The organism is Krasilnikovia sp. MM14-A1259 (genome assembly GCF_047159535.1).
Classification (GTDB): domain Bacteria; phylum Actinomycetota; class Actinomycetes; order Mycobacteriales; family Micromonosporaceae; genus Actinoplanes.
Map to the genome: position 1 here is coordinate 3,374,139 of NZ_BAAGAJ010000002.1, position 15,972 is coordinate 3,390,110.

Below are 15,972 nucleotides of genomic sequence, written 5' to 3' on the forward strand. Positions count from 1 at the left end.
ATCCGTGAGCTACGACGTCGTGATTCTCGGACTGGGCTACGTGGGCCTGCCGCTCGCCCGCCAGGCCACCCGCGTCGGCATGCGCGTGCTCGGCTACGACGTCGACGCGCGGGTGGTGGCCGGACTGTCCGCCGGACGCTCGCACATCGACGACCTCAGCGACGCCGACGTGGCACAGATGGTCGCGAACGGCTTCCAGCCGACCACGGACGAGTCGCTGATCGCCACGGCCGCCACCGCGGTCATCTGCGTGCCCACCCCGCTGGCGGAGGGGGACGGGCCGGACCTGACGGCGGTCATCGGGGCCGCGGAGGCGGTCGGCCGCCAGCTGCGCCCCGGCATGCTGGTGGTGCTGGAGTCCACGACGTACCCGGGCACCACGGACGACGTGGTCCGGCCGCTGCTGGAACGGTTGTCCGGGCTCACCGCGGGCCTCGACTTCCACCTGGCGTTCTCGCCGGAACGCATCGACCCGGGCAACCCGACGTTCGGCGCGCACAACACCCCCAAGGTGGTCGGCGGGCACACCCCGGCCTGCACGGACGCCGTGGCCGCGTTCTACGCGCGGCTCGTGGAGACGGTCGTGCGCACCCGCGGCACCCGGGAGGCGGAGACCGCCAAACTGCTGGAGAACACGTACCGGCATGTGAACATCGCGCTGGTCAACGAGATGGCCCGGTTCTGCCACGAGCTGGACATCGACCTGTGGGACGTCATCCACGCCGCGTCGACCAAGCCGTTCGGCTTCCAGCCGTTCTATCCCGGCCCCGGGGTCGGCGGGCACTGCATCCCGATCGACCCGAACTACCTGAGCCACAACGTGCGCACCAAACTGGGCTACCCGTTCCGGTTCGTCGAGCTGGCGCAGGAGATCAACGCGACCATGCCCGCGTACGTGGCGCGGCGCGCGCAGAACCTGCTCAACGCGGACGGGCAGGCGGTGCACGGGGCCACGGTGCTGCTGCTGGGGGTCACGTACAAGGCGAACATCGCGGACCGGCGGGAGTCGCCGGCCACGCCGCTGGCCCGCCAGCTCATGGCGCTGGGCGCGAAGCTGGCCTACCACGACCCGTACGTGCCCTCGTGGCGGGTGGGTGACGCGGTGGTGCCACGCACCGAGGATCTGGAGGGCGCGGCCGCGGCCGCCGACCTCACCATCCTCGTGCAGGCCCACCGCGGCTACGACGCGGACCACCTGGCGGGCATCGCGAAGCGCTTCTTCGACACCCGCGGCGTCACCACGACCGCGGAGGCCCACCGCCTGTGACCGGGCTCGGGGCCGGCACGTCCGAACCGGGCGCGGGAGGTACGGCGGTCGGCACCGCGCCGGTCACCGCGCCCGCGCCGCGCCGCCGCGATCGGATCGGGGTCGCAGACCCGCCGCGGTCCGCCCGGCGCCGCGCCACCGCCCCGACCCCGGCGGGTGCGGGGCGGCCCCGGCACCGCCGCGACATCCAGGGACTGCGCGCGGTCGCGGTGCTGCTCGTGGTGGCGTACCACTGCGGGCTGCCGCTGGTCGGCGGCGGCTACGTCGGCGTGGACGTCTTCTTCGTCATCTCCGGCTTCCTCATCACCGGGCTGCTGCTGCGCGAGATGCGCGACACCGGACGGATCTCCGTGGCGGCGTTCTACGCGCGCCGGGCCCTGCGGCTGCTGCCCGCCGCGACCGTCGTGGTGATGGCCACGGTCGCGATGTCCGTACGGTGGCTGCCGCCGGTACGCCTGCCGGACATCCTGATCGACGCACTGCACACCACCGGGTACGCGATGAACTACCGGCTGGCCGTGGTCGGCACGGACTACCTGAGCGCCGACACGGACCCCTCGCCGTTGCAGCATTTCTGGTCGCTGGCCGTGGAGGAGCAGTTCTACCTGGTATGGCCGCTGCTGCTCCTGCTGCTGGCCGTCCGTACGCGCGGCACGACGTCCCGGATCGCGCTGGTCCTGGGGTCGCTGACGGCCGTCTCGTTCGCGGTCAGCGTCTGGCAGACCCGGCACGACGCGGCGTGGGCGTACTTCGGGGCGCACACCCGGGCGTGGGAACTGGGGGTCGGGGCGCTGCTCGCCCTGGGCGCGGGCCACGCCGCCCGGCTCGGCCGCCGTACCGCGCTGGCGCTGGCCGCGGCCGGGCTGGTCGCGATCGCGGCCGCGGCCGTGATGTTCACCGAGGCCACCCCGTTCCCCGGGTACGCGGCCCTGCTGCCGGTGCTGGGTGCCGCCGCGGTCCTCGCGGGCGGGTGCGCGAGTCCGGCCCCGCCGCTCGGCCACCCCGCGCTGCAGGCGGTCGGCCGCCTGTCGTACTCGTGGTACCTGTGGCACTGGCCGCTGCTCGCGGTCCTGCCGTACGTGCTGGGTCATCCCGCGGCCCGCTGGCAGAACGCGCTCGCGGCCCTGGCCGCGCTGGTGCTGGCCGCGCTGACGTACGCGCTGGTGGAGAACCCGGCCCGGCGCCTGCCCGCGCTGCGCCGCCGCGCGTGGCGCGGCCTCGGCGTGGGTCTGGCGATGTCCGCCACCTCGGTGGCGGTGTGCGTGGCCCTGACCGCGGCGGGCACGGACGCGGCCGGGGCCTCGGGCTACCGGGGTGCGCCGGTGGCCCCGCAGTCCGATGTGACCGCATTGCAGCAGCGCATCGCGGCCAGCGTGAACCTGCCCGCGGTCCCGGTGAACCTGACCCCGAAACTGGCGAAGGCGGCGCAGGACAAGCCGCAGTTGTACAAGGACATGTGCTCGCCGGGCTTCACCGAATGGGCGATCAAGGACTGCGTGTACGGGGACCCGAACTCCCCCACCACGGTGGTGCTGTTCGGCGACTCGCACGCCGGGCACTGGTTCCCGGCCATGAACGCCATCGCCACGCAGCGGCACTGGAAACTGGTGCCGCTGGTCAAGAGCGCCTGCAACGCCGCGAACATCGTCATCTACCAGCCGTCGCTCAAGCGGCCGTTCACCGAGTGCACCCGGTGGCGGCAGGCCGCGTTCCAGAAGATCCGCGAGCTGCGTCCGGCGGTCGTCGTCCTGGCGTCCGTGTCACCCGGCGGTCCGTTGCTCGGCGTCACGGGCGACATGGACACGGCCTGGGTGCAGGCGTGGCAGTACACGATCACCCAGGTGTCCGCGCCCGGGACGAAGGTGTACTTCGTGAACGACACCCCGTGGGGCAACCTCACCCCGGACTGCCTGTCGCAACACATGGACCGGCCGGCGGCGTGCAACCGCCCCCGCGCGACCGCGGTGCGCTCCCCGCAGCTCCGGGTCCGGGTGATGGACCTGGCCCGCAGCCAGGGCGTGTCGATCATCGACCCGCTGCCGTGGTTCTGCACCGCCACCGACTGCCCGGTGATCATCGGCAACGTGCTGGTCTACAAGGACCGGCACCACATCACGACCGTTTACAGCCGGCTGCTGGCGCCGCTGCTCTCCGCCGAACTCGCCGCGCCCTGAGCACCCCGGAACGTCCACCGCGAGTTGATCGTGTAATTGACCACCGGGATCACCACCAGCGCCACCGCCTGCACCATTCGGTACGGGGCGTGCAACAGCGCCGTACCGGACCAGACCACCGCGGTGTTGCAGGCCAGCGCCGCGCCGGTGACCGCCAGGAAGCGGGGACCGCCGACCGTGTGGCGGGTCGCGGCGCGGAAGACCCAGTTGCGCTGCAAAACGTACGAGACGGCGACGCTCGCCGCGAAACCCGCCGTGGACGCCGGAAGCGGCGGTACGTGGAGCCCGTCGGCCAGCGCCATCGCGGTGCCGAAGTGGGTCGCGGCGCTGGCCGCGCCGCTGCACCCGTACCGGACGAGGCGGCCGAGGTCAGTGCGGGGCACGGTCCGCCCGCTGGCCGGGAACCGGGCTGACCTGCTCGGCGCCCGCGCCGGTGCGTTCCTGCACCAGGTAGCGGGGGCGGCCGCGGACCTCCTCGTGGATCCGGGCCAGGTACTCGCCGATCACCCCGAGGCCGAGCAGGATGAACGTGCCCATGACGAGCAGCACCAGGATGACCGTGGGGAACCCGGCGACCGAGCCGCCGCGCAGCCACCGCACCAGCGTCTGCACGCCGAGCACCACCGCGAACCCGGCGAAGCCCACCCCCACGAGCGTGACCAGGTGCAGTGGCGCCGAGGTGAACGACGTGAGCCCGTTGACCGCGAGCCGGCACAGCCCGCCGAACGTCCACCGGGACGCGCCGCCCTGCCGGTGGTCGATCTCCACCTCGACGGTGTCCCGGGAGAAACCGATCCAGCTGCTCGTGCCGCGGAAGAACGTGGAGTGTTCCGGCAGCCGCAGCAGGGCGTCCACGGCCGGGCGGCTGAGCAGCCGGAAGTCCGTGGCGTTGACCAGTTCCACGGTGGTCAGCCGGGTGAAGCCCGCGTTGAACAGCCGGGCGGCCAGCCGGGCCGGTACGGATTGGCCGGGCCGGTTGCGTTTGACCGCCTCGACCACGTGGGCGCCCGCGCGCCAGCGCCGCAGCATCTCCGGGATCGCGGCGGGCGGGTGCTGCAGGTCGGCGTCGATCATGATCACGGCGTCGCCGGCGGCGTGTTCCAGGCCCGCCAGCATCGCCGCCTCCTTGCCGAAGTTGCGCGACAGCCGTACGCCGCGCACCCGCGGATCGTGTCCGGCCTGGTCGACGACCCGCCGCCACGAGTCGTCGCGGGAGCCGTCGTCGACCAGGACAAGTTCGTGACGCACCCCGAGGATCGCGAACACCTCGGTGAGGCGGCGGACGAACCGGTCCACCCCTTCGCCCTCGTCGAAGACCGGGGCGACCACGGAGATCAGCGGCTCCGTGCCCGCCACGGGCGGGTTCACCGGGCGGCCCGGCAGAACGGGACCCCGGCGATGTCGCGCGCGCCGACGTCGAGCGATTCGGCGTACCGGGTGCGGGTGGGCTCCGCGTCGGCGTACAGCGTGAACGCCTCGTCCAACAGCGCGCACCGGCGGGCGTCGCCCGCCCCCGTACGGTCGAACTCGGCCATCTCCAGCGCGATCCGGTTGTCCAGCAGCGACATCGGCCGGGTCGCCATCCGGTCCGCGTACGTGCGGTTGGCGGCCACGGTGACCGTGCCGGCCAGCGCGAACATCACGAGCAGCCAGGTCAGCGCCCGGTGCGGTCGGCGCCACCGGGCGGTCAGTGCCACCGCGCCGAGCGCCAGCAGCAGCCCGCCCGCGACCGCGGTGACCCCGGAGTCCCGCCAGCCCTGACCCCAGCGCCCCAGCCCGGCGAACCGCTGGACGTCGGCGTTCAGGCAGGCCAGGCCGGCGCCCAGGGCGAGCAGGGTGACCGCCACCGCGGCGGCGCCGAGCAGTTGCGCGCGGTCGGGCCGGTCCAGCCGGGGCAGGTCACGGGACGCCTGCCACGCCAGCACGCCCAGCGCGGCCAGCGCGAGCAGCGGCAGCACCCCCCAGATGAGTCCCGCGCCGTCCGCGACGCGGGCCCAGCCCAGAGGCGGCAGCCAGGCGCCCAGCCGGACTCCGAACGCGGTCAGCGCGCCGGGCCCGAGGGCCACATCGGAACCGCGGTAGCAGTCACCGGTCCGGCAGTACCCGGCGATGATCACGCGCACCACCAGGAAGATGGGCAGGAAGCCCAGCCAGCACGCGGCGACCGCGCGGGCCGCCGGGCCGGTGAACGCGCGCCGCCGGTCCAGCCGCTGCACCCCGAGCGCGCAGACCAGCACGGTCACGGTCAGCAGCGGGATCGCGAGCGCGGCCAGCTCGTTGAAACAGGCGATCGCGGCACCGGCGAGCGTGGCAGCCGCGGCCCGGCGCCACCCGAGCCGGTTCTGTTGCGTACGGACGAGCCGCGCGAACGCCGCGGCGAGCCCCAGCACGAGCGCGCTCGTGGTCAGGTACAGCGCCCCGAACAGCACGAACACGGTGGTGTCTCCGGCGGCGACGCAGCACCCGCCCACCGCGAACGGCAGCACCGCGGCCACCCGCGTCGGCGTACCGGCGAACACCGGACCGCGCGCCACGACGCACTCCGTGAACAGCACCGCGGTGACCGACAGCAGCATCGCCGCGGCGCAGGTGACCAGCCGCAGGGCGATGTTCGCGGGCAGGTGCAGCAGGTCGGTGAGCAGGTAGGCGGCGAGGTCGATGGCCGACTCGACCATCCGCCCCAGGGGCCGGAAGTTGCCCAGCCGCAGGTACGTCGGGAGCACGTCGATGGTGCCCGTGACGATGCCGAACGGGTGGGTGCGGTACATCCCGCCGTGCCAGTAGATGTTGAACCGGTGGTCCCCGGACGGCGCCAGCGTGGTGAGCGGCAGCAGCACGATCAGCGGGATGAGCGCGGCGCGCAGCAGCACCCGCCGCCACAGCCGGCCGACCGGTACGGCGGCCGCGGCGGGCGGGCCGGACCCGGGCGCCGACGGCTCCGGGGACGTGCCGGGCCGCGGCACCTTACTCACCACATCGACGGTCACACGGGGCAAAACGACCTCGGCGGGTTTCCGTTGCGCGGCCTCAGCCGACCTTGGCGTCACTGGGCTCGGGACAGCGCTGCTCCGGCACGCCGTTGACCAGTTCCTCGTACAGGCGGGCGTACAGGCGGGCGTTGGCGGACCACGTGCGTTCCCGGCGTACCCAGTCCGCGCCTGCCTCGGCGAGCTCGCGGCGGCGGCCCGGGTCGGCCAGGAGCCGGCGCAGCACCTGGGCCAGCGAGAGCGGGTCGCCCGCGGAGAACAGCTCCGCCGCGCCGCTCTGCCGGGCGATACCGGCCAGCGCGCGTACGTCGGACAGCACCACGGTGCGGCCGGTCGCGAACGCCTCGAACGGCTTGAGCGGGGTGACCAGGTGGCAGACCTCGGCGGGGCGGCGGGGCACCACGAACACGTCGATCAGGCTGTAGTACCGCAGCACCTGCTCGTGCGGCACCTGCCCGGTGAAGTGCACACCGGACACCCCCAGATCCGTGGCGAGCCGCTGCAGGTTCTCACGTTCCGCGCCGTCGCCGACGATCAACAGGGCGACGGGGCCGTCGAGCTGGGCGTACGCCCGGATGAGCGTGTCGATGCCCTCGAACTCGCGCAGCGTGGAGATGTAGCCGACGACCGTGGTGTCCGCGTCGATGCCCAGTTGGGCGGCCAGTTCGGTGTCGCGGGTCAGCACGGGGAACTTGTCGGTGTCCACGGCGTTGGGTACCACCCGGATGCGTTCGCGGGGCACCCCGCCGAGGATGATCCGCTCGGCCATGACGTCGGCGAGCGTGACGACCCGGTCGGCTTCGCGGCGGCAGCGGTCCTCCAGGTCCCGGCGCATCCGGTACAGGTCGGGTTCCCCGTACGTCTGGACGACCGCGGGATAGTCCCAGCCCGACCGCTGGATCTGGCGGGACAGCCAGGTCTCCTCCCAGAAGCCGCGGGTCTCGTAGACGACCGGGATGCCGTACGCCTTGCCGATGGCCAGCGCGGTGAGCGCGTTGAGGTAGTTCGAGGCGGGGTGCAGCACCGCGGGGCGCAGCTCGCGGACCAGCGCCGCGGTCCGTTCGATGTTCTGGCCGAGCCACTGGTCCAGCGGCAGCGTGCCCAGCGCCGGTCCGGGGACGCGGTGGTACGTGATGTCGTCGACCTGCACGTCCACGCTGCCGCCGAAGCCGAGTTCGGTGGCGACGTGCGGGTCCAGCCCGGCGGCGCGCTGGGCGGTCGCGATGAAGTGGGTCCGTAGCGTGTAGCCGGCCTGCGCGTCGGGCAGGGACTTGCCGACCAGGTGCAGAACCCGGTTCGGCGCCGCCGGGGTCAGGGCGCGGGGGGCCAGCGTCGGCTCGAACGTGCCGGAGAGCACCGCGTTTTCGCCGCGCAGGTTGGCGAGGGCGCGCTTGTCGTCCGGCTTGCCCTTGTCGGCGCAGGGCCCGGCCATCGCCAGCGCGTGCGCGAGGTAGCCGGACCGGTGCAGCTCGCGCCGCAGGCGGCGGTAGGTGGGTACCGCGATCGCCTCCGGCGCGCTGCGCCCGGCCAGGGTGTGCGCCTGCAGCACGTCGCCGCGTTCGGCCAGCGGGTCGAGCACGAGCGGGCCGAGTGCGGCCGGGAACTCCCGCCCGGCCGTGCGGGCCTGGTCGTACAGCTCCAGCGCGAGCAGGGACTGCAGCCGGTCCTGCTCGCGGACCCGTTCGGTGGTGTGGCGCAGCCGTTTCGCCTGCCGGCTCACGGCCAGGCGCAGGTCGCGCAGATCCCACAGGGCGCCGCCGAGGATCGCCGCCACCAGGAGCAGTTCGGCGATCAGTACAGGCCAGGAACGCAGCGCCGCGGCGGCGGCCAGGCCGGCGAGCAGGAGGCAGCCGAGCGCCCCGTAGCGCACCCGCCGCGGCAGGCGGCCGGCGAGGTGGATGGCGCGGCGGGCGGGCATGGGAACTCCTCGGTGGATCGATCCGACGCCGGCGGGCCGTCCTTCGAGGAACGACGGAAACGTCCGGGTTGTCGCGCTTTATCTCGGTTTATGCCCCGAATCTCTGCAGTATGCCGGGCGTTGAACAGACGGTCGCCGCGACGCACCGACGGAGGTTGCCCATGCCCGGTCCCGTTCTGCACATCACCGGGGCGCGGCCCAACTTCCCCAAGGCCGCCCCGGTCCACCGGGCCCTCGCCGAACGGGGTGTGACACAGCGGCTGGTACACACCGGACAGCACTACGGCGAGCAGATGTTCGACGTGTTCTTCCGCCAGCTCGACCTCCCCCGCCCGGACGTCGACCTCGGCGTCGGCTCGGGCAGCCACGCTGCCCAGACCGCCGCCGTGCTGACCGCCGTGGAGGACCTGCTCGTCCAGCAGCGCCCCGCCCTGCTCGTGGTGTACGGCGACGTGAACTCGACCGTCGCCGCCGCCCTGGCCGCCGCGAAACTGCAGATTCCGGTCGCGCACGTGGAGGCGGGCCTGCGCAGCTTCGACCGCGCCATGCCCGAGGAGATCAACCGCGTCGTCACCGACCGCATCGCCGACCTGCTGTTCGCGACCAGCCCGGACGCGGTCGCCCACCTCGGCAACGAGGGGATCGCGGCACACCGGATCCACCTCGTGGGCAACCCGATGATCGACACCCTGCTCGCCCACCTGGACCACATCGACGCGGACCGCGCCCGTGCCGACCACGGCCTCGCCGACCCGTACGTGGTGGCCACGCTGCACCGCCCCGCCAACGTGGACCACCCGGTGGACGCCGCCGAACTCGTCCGCGCGGTGCACGCGGTCGCCGACCAGGCCGACGTGGTCCTGCCGCTGCACCCGCGGGGACGGACCCGCCTGCACTCCGCCGGCCTGTTCCGTCACGAGCGCGTCCGCGTCCTCGACCCGATGGGGTACGTGGAGTTCCTCGGCCTGGTCCGCGGCGCGGAAGCGGTCATCACCGACTCGGGCGGGGTGCAGGAGGAGACCACCGTCCTCGGCGTGCCGTGCCTGACCCTGCGCCCCAACACCGAACGCCCGGCGACCATCACCCACGGCACGAACCGCCTGGTCACCCGCGCCGGGCTGGCCGCGGAGGTGGAGGCCCGGCTGCGCCTCGGGCGCCCGCAGAGCTGGCCCGTCCCCCCGCTGTGGGACGGGCGCGCCGGACAGCGCATCGCCGAGGTCATCGTCCGCGAACTGAGCTGAACGGGACCGGTGATCAGGACGGCGCAGCCGCCGTCACCGTGGCCGCCGGGGGCGGCACGTACGCGAGCGCGGTGAACCGCCCCACCACCGGCTCGGGCAACGGCTTGCCGAGCCCGGCGTTCGCCTCCCGGGCACCCGGCCCGTCGTCGACCACCACCACCGCGTCGCCGGTCAGCCGCGGGCCGAACACCCGCAGCGCGGCACCGACCCGGCGGGGTGCGGACATCTCGGCGGGGCCGTCGACCACGAGCAGATCGACGTCGCGCAGCTCGCTCAGCGCGGTCCACTCGTACCAGCCTGCGGTGTCACTGCCCGGACGGGAGTCCGACAGCGGCGCGTGGATCACCTCGGCGACCTGAGCCATGCCGTGCGCGGCAGCCAGCGCCCGGACCTGCTCGGCGGTGTCGCGGTCGTGTTCCACCGCGACGAGGTGCCCACCGGCGGCCTCCACCGCGTACGCGAGCCACACCGCGGCCGACCCGGCGCCGAGCGTGACCGCCATCGCGGGCCTGCGGGTGCGCACCAGGTGCAGCAGGCCGAGCAGGTCGGCGGCGCTGCCGCCGGTGTCGGCCGAGAACGGCATCGGGGCGCGCGGCGTCACCTGCCGGTGCACCTGGTACGCCGCCTCCGCCTCGGCGCTCTGCTCGCGCAGCAGCAGCCGGGTCACCTCCTGGACGTCCCGGTCGTCGCGGGCCAGCCGCGCGGTCAGGTCCCGGTGCCGGGTCGCCGCGGCGACCCGCTCGGACTCCAGGGTGGCCACCACCCGGCGCTGCGTCTCCTCCACCAGGACCCGCAGGTCCCGCATCCCGACCCGGTGTGCGCGGTACAGCCCGCCGAGGCGCAGCGCCACATACAGCAGTCCGACCAGGACCGCGCCGAGGAGCCCGGCGAGCAACGTCATCGCGACGGCATCCTGCCCGGCCGCGGACGCCACGGCCACCCCGAGGCACAGCACACCGATCGTGATCAGCGCCAGCCCCTGCCGCGACGTGAGGCCGTGCAGCCGCGCCACCTGGCTGCGGCCGAACCGCACCAGCCTGCTCATCTGTCTCCTCCGGTGCCGCTCGATCTGGATCCTTCTCGGTAACGCCCGCCGTCGGCGCCGCGTTACGCGGGCGCTATCGCGCCGCGACCGCCGGCCCGCGCGGCACGGGCAGGATCGCACCGGGGCGGGCGAGCAGCTCGGCGATCCGCGCCACGAACCGCGACGGCTGGTACGCGCCCGCGAGCTCGTGGGCCTGCCGGCTCTGCGCGGCGTACCGGCCCGGGTCCGCGGCGTACCGGACCAGGGTTGCGGGCACGTCGGCGGGGTCGGCGTACACGGCGGCTTCGCCGTACTGGAATGCGAGCCGCTGAGGCAGCACCACCACACAGCCGGCGGCGGCGGCCTCCAGCACCGGCTGCGACCACCGGCCCACCGCCCGCGGATGCGGGTAGTGCAGGAAGAAGTCGAGCTGGTGCAGGAACGTGCGCGGGTCCAGGTCCGCGGCCTCGAAGCAGAGCCAGGACGGGGGCATCTCCGCGCCCGGGCGCAACCGGTCGGGCATCCGTACCCGGATGTCCGCCCCCGGGCCCAGCCGGCGCAGTACCGCGAGGATCTCGGCGCTCTCCGCGGGCAGGCCGCCCTGGTCGCACAGGTCCACGCCGATCACCGGCCGGGCCCCGGCGAGCCCGGCGCGCGGGCCCGCCCCCTCGGCGGGGGCGACGACGAACGGCAGATCGTCGGCCAGCACCGCGAGCCCCGGCTGCGCCGCGAGCAGCGCCCGCCGGATCGCCGGATCCTGCGGCCACCACTGCGGGTCGGCCTCGAACAGTTCCTGTACGGCCGCGGCGCACGCGGCCGTGGTGTACCGGTGATCCGTGCCGTCGTTGCGGGTCGGCGCCCGGTCCGCCACCACGACCGCCCGCTGCGCCCGGATCCGGCCGGGCCGCCCGCCCGCGAACTGCAGGACCGCCGCATGCCGGACGAGCACCAGGTCGGCCTCGGCCGGTTCGCCGATCTCCAGGTGGTCGATCACGGCGTCGTTCACGAGCTGCTGGAGCTCCCCGATCGGCGGCAGCCGACGCTGCCGGACGTACCGGTACGTCTCCAGGTGCGCGACCGCCACCCGGTGCCCCGCCGCGGCCAGCGCGCGCACCTCGGCGACCGCGGCCCGCTGCGGGCTCTGCCAGAACCGCCAGTCGGCGACCACGACGACGTCGTAGCGGCGCGGCTCGACCGGTTCGCCCGGGCGGCGGGTCAGATGCTGCGGGGCCCGGAACGGCCGCTCCGCCGCATCCCGTGGCCGGTACGGGTCGGCCTCCCCGGCCGCGATCCGCTCGTGCCACCGCAGGTACGCCGCGCTGTACGCGACCCGGGCCGGATGCATCCAGTACGCGCGGATCTCGGCGCGCGACAGCGAGTGCTCCGACAGCCGGATCAGCGCGAGCGGGTCGGTGTCCAGGTGGTGCACGGTGTCGGCGCCGAACGCGGCACCGATCCGTCCGATGTACTCGGAGTCGCCGGCCTTGCGTACCGCGTCGAAGTAGCCGATGCGCCGCACCACCTCGTCGCGCCGGAACACCAGCGAGGACGGGTTGAACCGGCCGCTGCGCACGCCCGGGCGGTTGATCAGCAGTTCGTCGGTGACCGACAGGCCGTCCGACGTGGTGGCGACCACCCGCGGCGCCGCCAGCAGCGGCTGCACCTGCAGTTCCAGGCGGCGCGGGTGGGACCAGTCGTCGGCGTCCTGGAACGCCACGAACTCGCCCGCGCATTCGGCGAGTCCCGCGTTGCGGGCCGCGTACGTCCCGGCGTTGACCGGCAGTTTGACGAGCCGGACGCGGGCGTCCAGCGCCGCGACCGCGGCCAGTTCGGCGTCGAACTCCGGCGGCGAGCCGTCGTCGACCAGGACCACTTCCAGGTTGCGCCAGCTCTGCGCGAGGATCGAGCGGACCGCGGTGTGCAGGCTCCGGTCCGGCCGGTACGTCGGCACCACCACGGACACCTGCTGCGGCGCCTGCACCGGCTCGGCGGCGGCCGTGGTGACCCGGTCGAACGGGGTCGGCTCTTCCGTGTCGAGCAGCACCGGCGCGGGCGCCGGCAACAGTTCCTGGAACCGGGCCAGCCACGGCTGGACCGGCCGCCCCGCGACCGTGAACGGATTGGCCAGGTCGAGCAGGATCCCGGCCCGGGTGGACCGTTTCATGTCGTCGTACGCGGCCAGCAGCGCGGGCACCCGGCCGGGCCCCTCCTCGGCCAGCACGAGCTGGGCGTGCAGGCCCTGGTGCACCGTGGACAGGGTGGTCGGCCCGTACACCGCGTGCACCAGGTCGAGCAGTCCCAGCGCGTCGCGGCGGTCGTCGGGCTGAAGGTTCTGGAACGCCAGCAGTTGCGCGAGAGCCGCCACCGCGCCGGGGTCGACCGCGTGCTTCAGGCCGGTCAGCCAGTCCCGGTCACCGGCGCGGGCGGCGGTGAGCAGGTGCGCGAGCGTGCCGGAGTCGCCGAGTGCCGCGCGGGCCAGCAACAGCCGGGCGTCCTGGGACCGGTTGCGGATCGCGGTCACGGGAAGCGCGGACCGCACAGCGGTGCCGATGACCGCGATGTGGTCGTCCAGCAGGGTCGTGGGATGGCTCGCCGGCACGGTGTGAAGTTCTGGCATGCTGCCCCGGGCACCTCTTCGATCCGTCGGCGCCGCCGCCGACGCCCTCCCATGCCAACGGGCCCGCAGCGCCGAGGTGACGCCGCCGGTTCAGACCGCGGCCAGTACGGCGGCGCCGACCCGTTCCCGCTGCGCCGGATCGGCCCACCCGCCGACGAGGTAGAACGCGTCGACGACGTCCCCGCCGAGCGTGGAGATCCGGGCCGCGCGCACCTCGGCGCCGGCCTCGTCGAGCGCGGACGCGACCCGGTACAGCAGCCCGGGCGAGTCGGCCGCGCGCAACTCCAGGATCACCGCGTCCGTGGCCGCCCCGCGCTGCCAGACGACCCGGGGGGCGGCGCCGCTGCGGGCGCTCATGGCCCGGGCCCGGACCCGCTGGGTGACCGACACGTCGCCCGCGGCCACGCGACGCAGGTCGGCGGCGAGCGCCACCGGGTCGGCGGGCGAGCCGTACCGGGGCTGGGTCCAGAACTCGACGATGGCCCGGCCGTCCACGGTGGAGGCGTCGGCGGAGAGCACTTCGAGGCGGTGCAGCGTGAGACATGCGGTGACTTGGGCGAGCAGGCCACGCCGGTCGGCCGCGGCCACGGCGACCCGGTCGCCGTCGAGGTGCACCGCGGGCAGGTCGCCGTGCAGCAGTTCCGGGTCGGCGGCGGGCGGGTCGGGCAGCGCCCCGCTGTCCAGGGCGGTACGCACCCGGCGGACCAGGTCGGCGAGCAGGCGGCCCTTCCAGTCGGACCAGGCCGCGGGGCCGGTGGCGTGCGAGTCCGCGCGGGCCAGCGCGTACAGCAGGTCCAGGGTGGCGGCGTCGCCCACGGCCTGCGTGACCGTGGAGATGGTGACCGGGTCGGCCAGGTCGCGCCGGGTGGCGACGTCGGGCAGCAACAGGTGCAGCCGGACCACCTTCTCGATCGTGGCCACGTCGGCGGGCGGCAGTCCGATGCGGGCGGCGATGTGCGCGGCCACCGGCGCACCCGCGACGCTGTGGTCGCCCGGCAGGCCTTTGCCGACGTCGTGCAGGAACGCGCCGAGCAGCAGCAGGTCGGGCCGTTCCACCTCGCGGGTGAGCGCGCTCGCCTCGTACGCGGCCTGCACCAGGTGCCGGTCCAGCGTGTACCGGTGCACCGGGTGGTGCTGCGGCAGGCTGCGCATGCGGGCCCACTCGGGCAGCCACGCGTCGATCAGGCCGTACCGGTCGCAGGTCTCCCAGGCGGGCAGCAGGCCGGGGCCGGAGCCGAGCAGCGAGACCAGGGCGGCCCGGGCGGCGCCGGGCCACGGGGTGGGCAGCGGCGGGCAGAACGCGGCCAGCCACTCGCACGTGGCGCGGGCGATGGGCAGCCGGTGGGCGGCGGCCGCGGCGGCCACCCGCAGCGACAGGGTGGGGTCGGGCTTGGGCCCGATCGCGGTACGGGCCAGCACCAGCTCGCCGTCCTGCTCGACGACGTCGCGGGCCACCGGGCGGCGCAGCGGTCCGCCGGTGGGGGCGCCGCGGCGGCGTCCGGCGCGCAGCCGGTCCGCGGCCCGCCACGCGTCGTCGAGGGCGTGGGCGACCGTACGGGCGTCACCCGCGACCCGCCGCAGCAGCGCGTCGCCGTGGCTGACGGACTCGGTGGGACCGTGCGCCGCGTCCGGGGCGGGCTGCGGCGGGTCGAGCAGGTCGGCGACGGTTGCGCGTTCCTGGGCGACGAGCCGGTCGACGCGCCGCCCGACCGCGAGGTGCAGGGCGTCGCGGGTGTCGAGCAGGCGTACGTGGGCGGCGCGTACCGCGGGACGCATCGTGTCGGCGACCCCGGTACGCCCGATGGCGCGCAGCAACGTGACGTCGCGCAGCCCGCCCGCGGCCTCCTTCAGGTCGCCTTCGAGCAGGAACGCCAGTTCGCCGTGGGTGGCCCAGCGGGCCGTGGTGATCTCCTTGAGCTGCGGCATCAGCCGTACGGCGGTGCGCCGCCACTGGTCGGCGACGGCCGTGATGAGCTCCGCGGAGAGCCGTTCGTCGCCCGCGACGTGCCGCGCGTCGAGCAGGCCGAGCGCCACCTTGACGTCGTCGTGCGCGACCGACAGCGCCTCGGGAATGGTCCGTACGGAGTGGTCGAGCCCCAGTTTGGCGTCCCACACCGGATACCACAGCGCGGAGGCGATCCGGTCGATCCCGGCGGTGCCGCGGTGCAGCAGCACCAGGTCGAGGTCGCTGTACGGGGCGCATTCGCGCCGGCCGAGCCCACCGACCGCAAGCAGGCTGACCCCGGGCACGTGGGCCGGGAAGAGTGCGGCCAGCCAGGCGTCGAGCGCCGCCGCCCGCGCGGTGCGGGCGGCGGCGCCGAGGTATTCCCGCAGGGCGGGCAGCGAGTCGCCGGCCGGGCGGGCGGGCGGCGCCGGCGACTCGCTGACCACGTGTGACATCAGAGCGCGTCGAGCCCGCGCTCGCCGGTACGGACCCGGACGACGTCCTCCACGGCCGTCACCCACACCTTCCCATCGCCGATCTTGCCGGTACGCGCCGCGGTGACCACCGCGTCCACGACCTTCTCGACGTCGATCTCGTCGGTCAGCACCTCGACCTTGATCTTCGGCAGGAACTCCACGGTGTACTCGGCGCCCCGGTACACCTCGGTGTGGCCCTTCTGCCGGCCGTAGCCCTGTACCTCGCTGACGGTCAGGCCCGCGACGCCCAGTGCGTGCAGCGCCTCCTTGACCCCGTCGAGCTGGTACGGCTTGATGACCGCGGTCACCAGCTTCATGCTCAG

11 protein-coding genes are annotated in these 15,972 nt (G+C 74.4%); 3 read left to right on the plus strand and 8 right to left on the minus strand.

The features are described from left to right. The first annotated feature begins 4 nt into the window (after positions 1-4). Together ACMCNK_RS15025 and ACMCNK_RS15030 are read left to right on the plus strand one after the other, a co-directional pair. Positions 5-1,267 (plus strand): nucleotide sugar dehydrogenase, encoded by a 1,263-nt coding sequence (locus ACMCNK_RS15025; RefSeq protein ID WP_412737029.1) that lies wholly within the window; start codon positions 5-7, stop codon positions 1,265-1,267. Next, positions 1,264-3,441, plus strand: coding sequence for an acyltransferase family protein (locus tag ACMCNK_RS15030; RefSeq protein WP_412737030.1), 2,178 nt, complete (start codon positions 1,264-1,266; stop codon positions 3,439-3,441). The genes ACMCNK_RS15025 and ACMCNK_RS15030 overlap by 4 nt, the downstream gene beginning before the upstream one ends. Here ACMCNK_RS15030 and ACMCNK_RS15035 read toward each other — a convergent pair. From ACMCNK_RS15035 to ACMCNK_RS15050, 4 genes are read right to left on the minus strand one after another with little or no spacing between them, the layout of a single operon-like run. Continuing rightward, the gene (locus ACMCNK_RS15035; RefSeq protein WP_412737031.1) at positions 3,390-3,824 is read right to left on the minus strand and encodes a GtrA family protein; all 435 of its coding nucleotides are present in this window, start codon (positions 3,822-3,824) and stop codon (positions 3,390-3,392) included. The genes ACMCNK_RS15030 and ACMCNK_RS15035 overlap by 52 nt on opposite strands. Continuing rightward, positions 3,811-4,797, minus strand: coding sequence for a glycosyltransferase family 2 protein (locus ACMCNK_RS15040; RefSeq protein ID WP_412737032.1), 987 nt, complete (start codon positions 4,795-4,797; stop codon positions 3,811-3,813). The genes ACMCNK_RS15035 and ACMCNK_RS15040 overlap by 14 nt, the downstream gene beginning before the upstream one ends. Before the next feature lie 8 nt (positions 4,798-4,805). Then, the gene (locus tag ACMCNK_RS15045) at positions 4,806-6,413 is read right to left on the minus strand and encodes a hypothetical protein (RefSeq protein ID WP_412737033.1); all 1,608 of its coding nucleotides are present in this window, start codon (positions 6,411-6,413) and stop codon (positions 4,806-4,808) included. Positions 6,414-6,468: 55 nt separating this feature from the next. After that, a complete protein-coding gene (locus ACMCNK_RS15050) occupies positions 6,469-8,346 on the minus strand; it encodes a glycosyltransferase (protein WP_412737034.1) in 1,878 nt (625 codons plus the stop codon). A 161-nt stretch (positions 8,347-8,507) separates the two neighbouring features. On the opposite strand from ACMCNK_RS15050, the gene wecB reads away from it, so the two are divergent. Then, positions 8,508-9,587: a non-hydrolyzing UDP-N-acetylglucosamine 2-epimerase gene (wecB, locus tag ACMCNK_RS15055; protein ID WP_412737035.1), complete on the plus strand. Its 1,080-nt coding sequence runs from the start codon at positions 8,508-8,510 to the stop codon at positions 9,585-9,587. 13 nt (positions 9,588-9,600) lie between these two features. On the opposite strand, the gene ACMCNK_RS15060 is transcribed toward wecB, so the two are convergent. The 4 genes from ACMCNK_RS15060 to ACMCNK_RS15075 form a co-directional block, all read right to left on the minus strand. Then, positions 9,601-10,632: a class I SAM-dependent methyltransferase gene (locus tag ACMCNK_RS15060; RefSeq protein ID WP_412737036.1), complete on the minus strand. Its 1,032-nt coding sequence runs from the start codon at positions 10,630-10,632 to the stop codon at positions 9,601-9,603. 73 nt (positions 10,633-10,705) lie between these two features. Further along, positions 10,706-13,228, minus strand: a complete 2,523-nt coding sequence (locus ACMCNK_RS15065; RefSeq protein WP_412737037.1) for a glycosyltransferase — start codon at positions 13,226-13,228, stop codon at positions 10,706-10,708. Between the two features lie 90 nt (positions 13,229-13,318). Beyond that, positions 13,319-15,628, minus strand: a complete 2,310-nt coding sequence (locus tag ACMCNK_RS15070; protein ID WP_412737038.1) for a [protein-PII] uridylyltransferase — start codon at positions 15,626-15,628, stop codon at positions 13,319-13,321. After that, positions 15,628-15,966: a P-II family nitrogen regulator gene (locus ACMCNK_RS15075; RefSeq protein WP_165449693.1), complete on the minus strand. Its 339-nt coding sequence runs from the start codon at positions 15,964-15,966 to the stop codon at positions 15,628-15,630. Before ACMCNK_RS15075 ends, ACMCNK_RS15070 begins: the two co-directional genes overlap by 1 nt. Between the last annotated feature and the right edge of the window lie 6 nt (positions 15,967-15,972).

Coding starts and splice junctions, on each gene's coding strand:
- ACMCNK_RS15050 (WP_412737034.1), bottom strand. CDS start 8,346: ATGCCCGCCCGCCGCGCCATCCACCTCGCCGGCCGCCTGCCGCGGCGG.
- wecB (WP_412737035.1), top strand. CDS start 8,508: ATGCCCGGTCCCGTTCTGCACATCACCGGGGCGCGGCCCAACTTCCCC.
- ACMCNK_RS15060 (WP_412737036.1), bottom strand. CDS start 10,632: ATGAGCAGGCTGGTGCGGTTCGGCCGCAGCCAGGTGGCGCGGCTGCAC.
- ACMCNK_RS15065 (WP_412737037.1), bottom strand. CDS start 13,228: ATGCCAGAACTTCACACCGTGCCGGCGAGCCATCCCACGACCCTGCTG.
- ACMCNK_RS15070 (WP_412737038.1), bottom strand. CDS start 15,628: ATGTCACACGTGGTCAGCGAGTCGCCGGCGCCGCCCGCCCGCCCGGCC.
- ACMCNK_RS15075 (WP_165449693.1), bottom strand. CDS start 15,966: ATGAAGCTGGTGACCGCGGTCATCAAGCCGTACCAGCTCGACGGGGTC.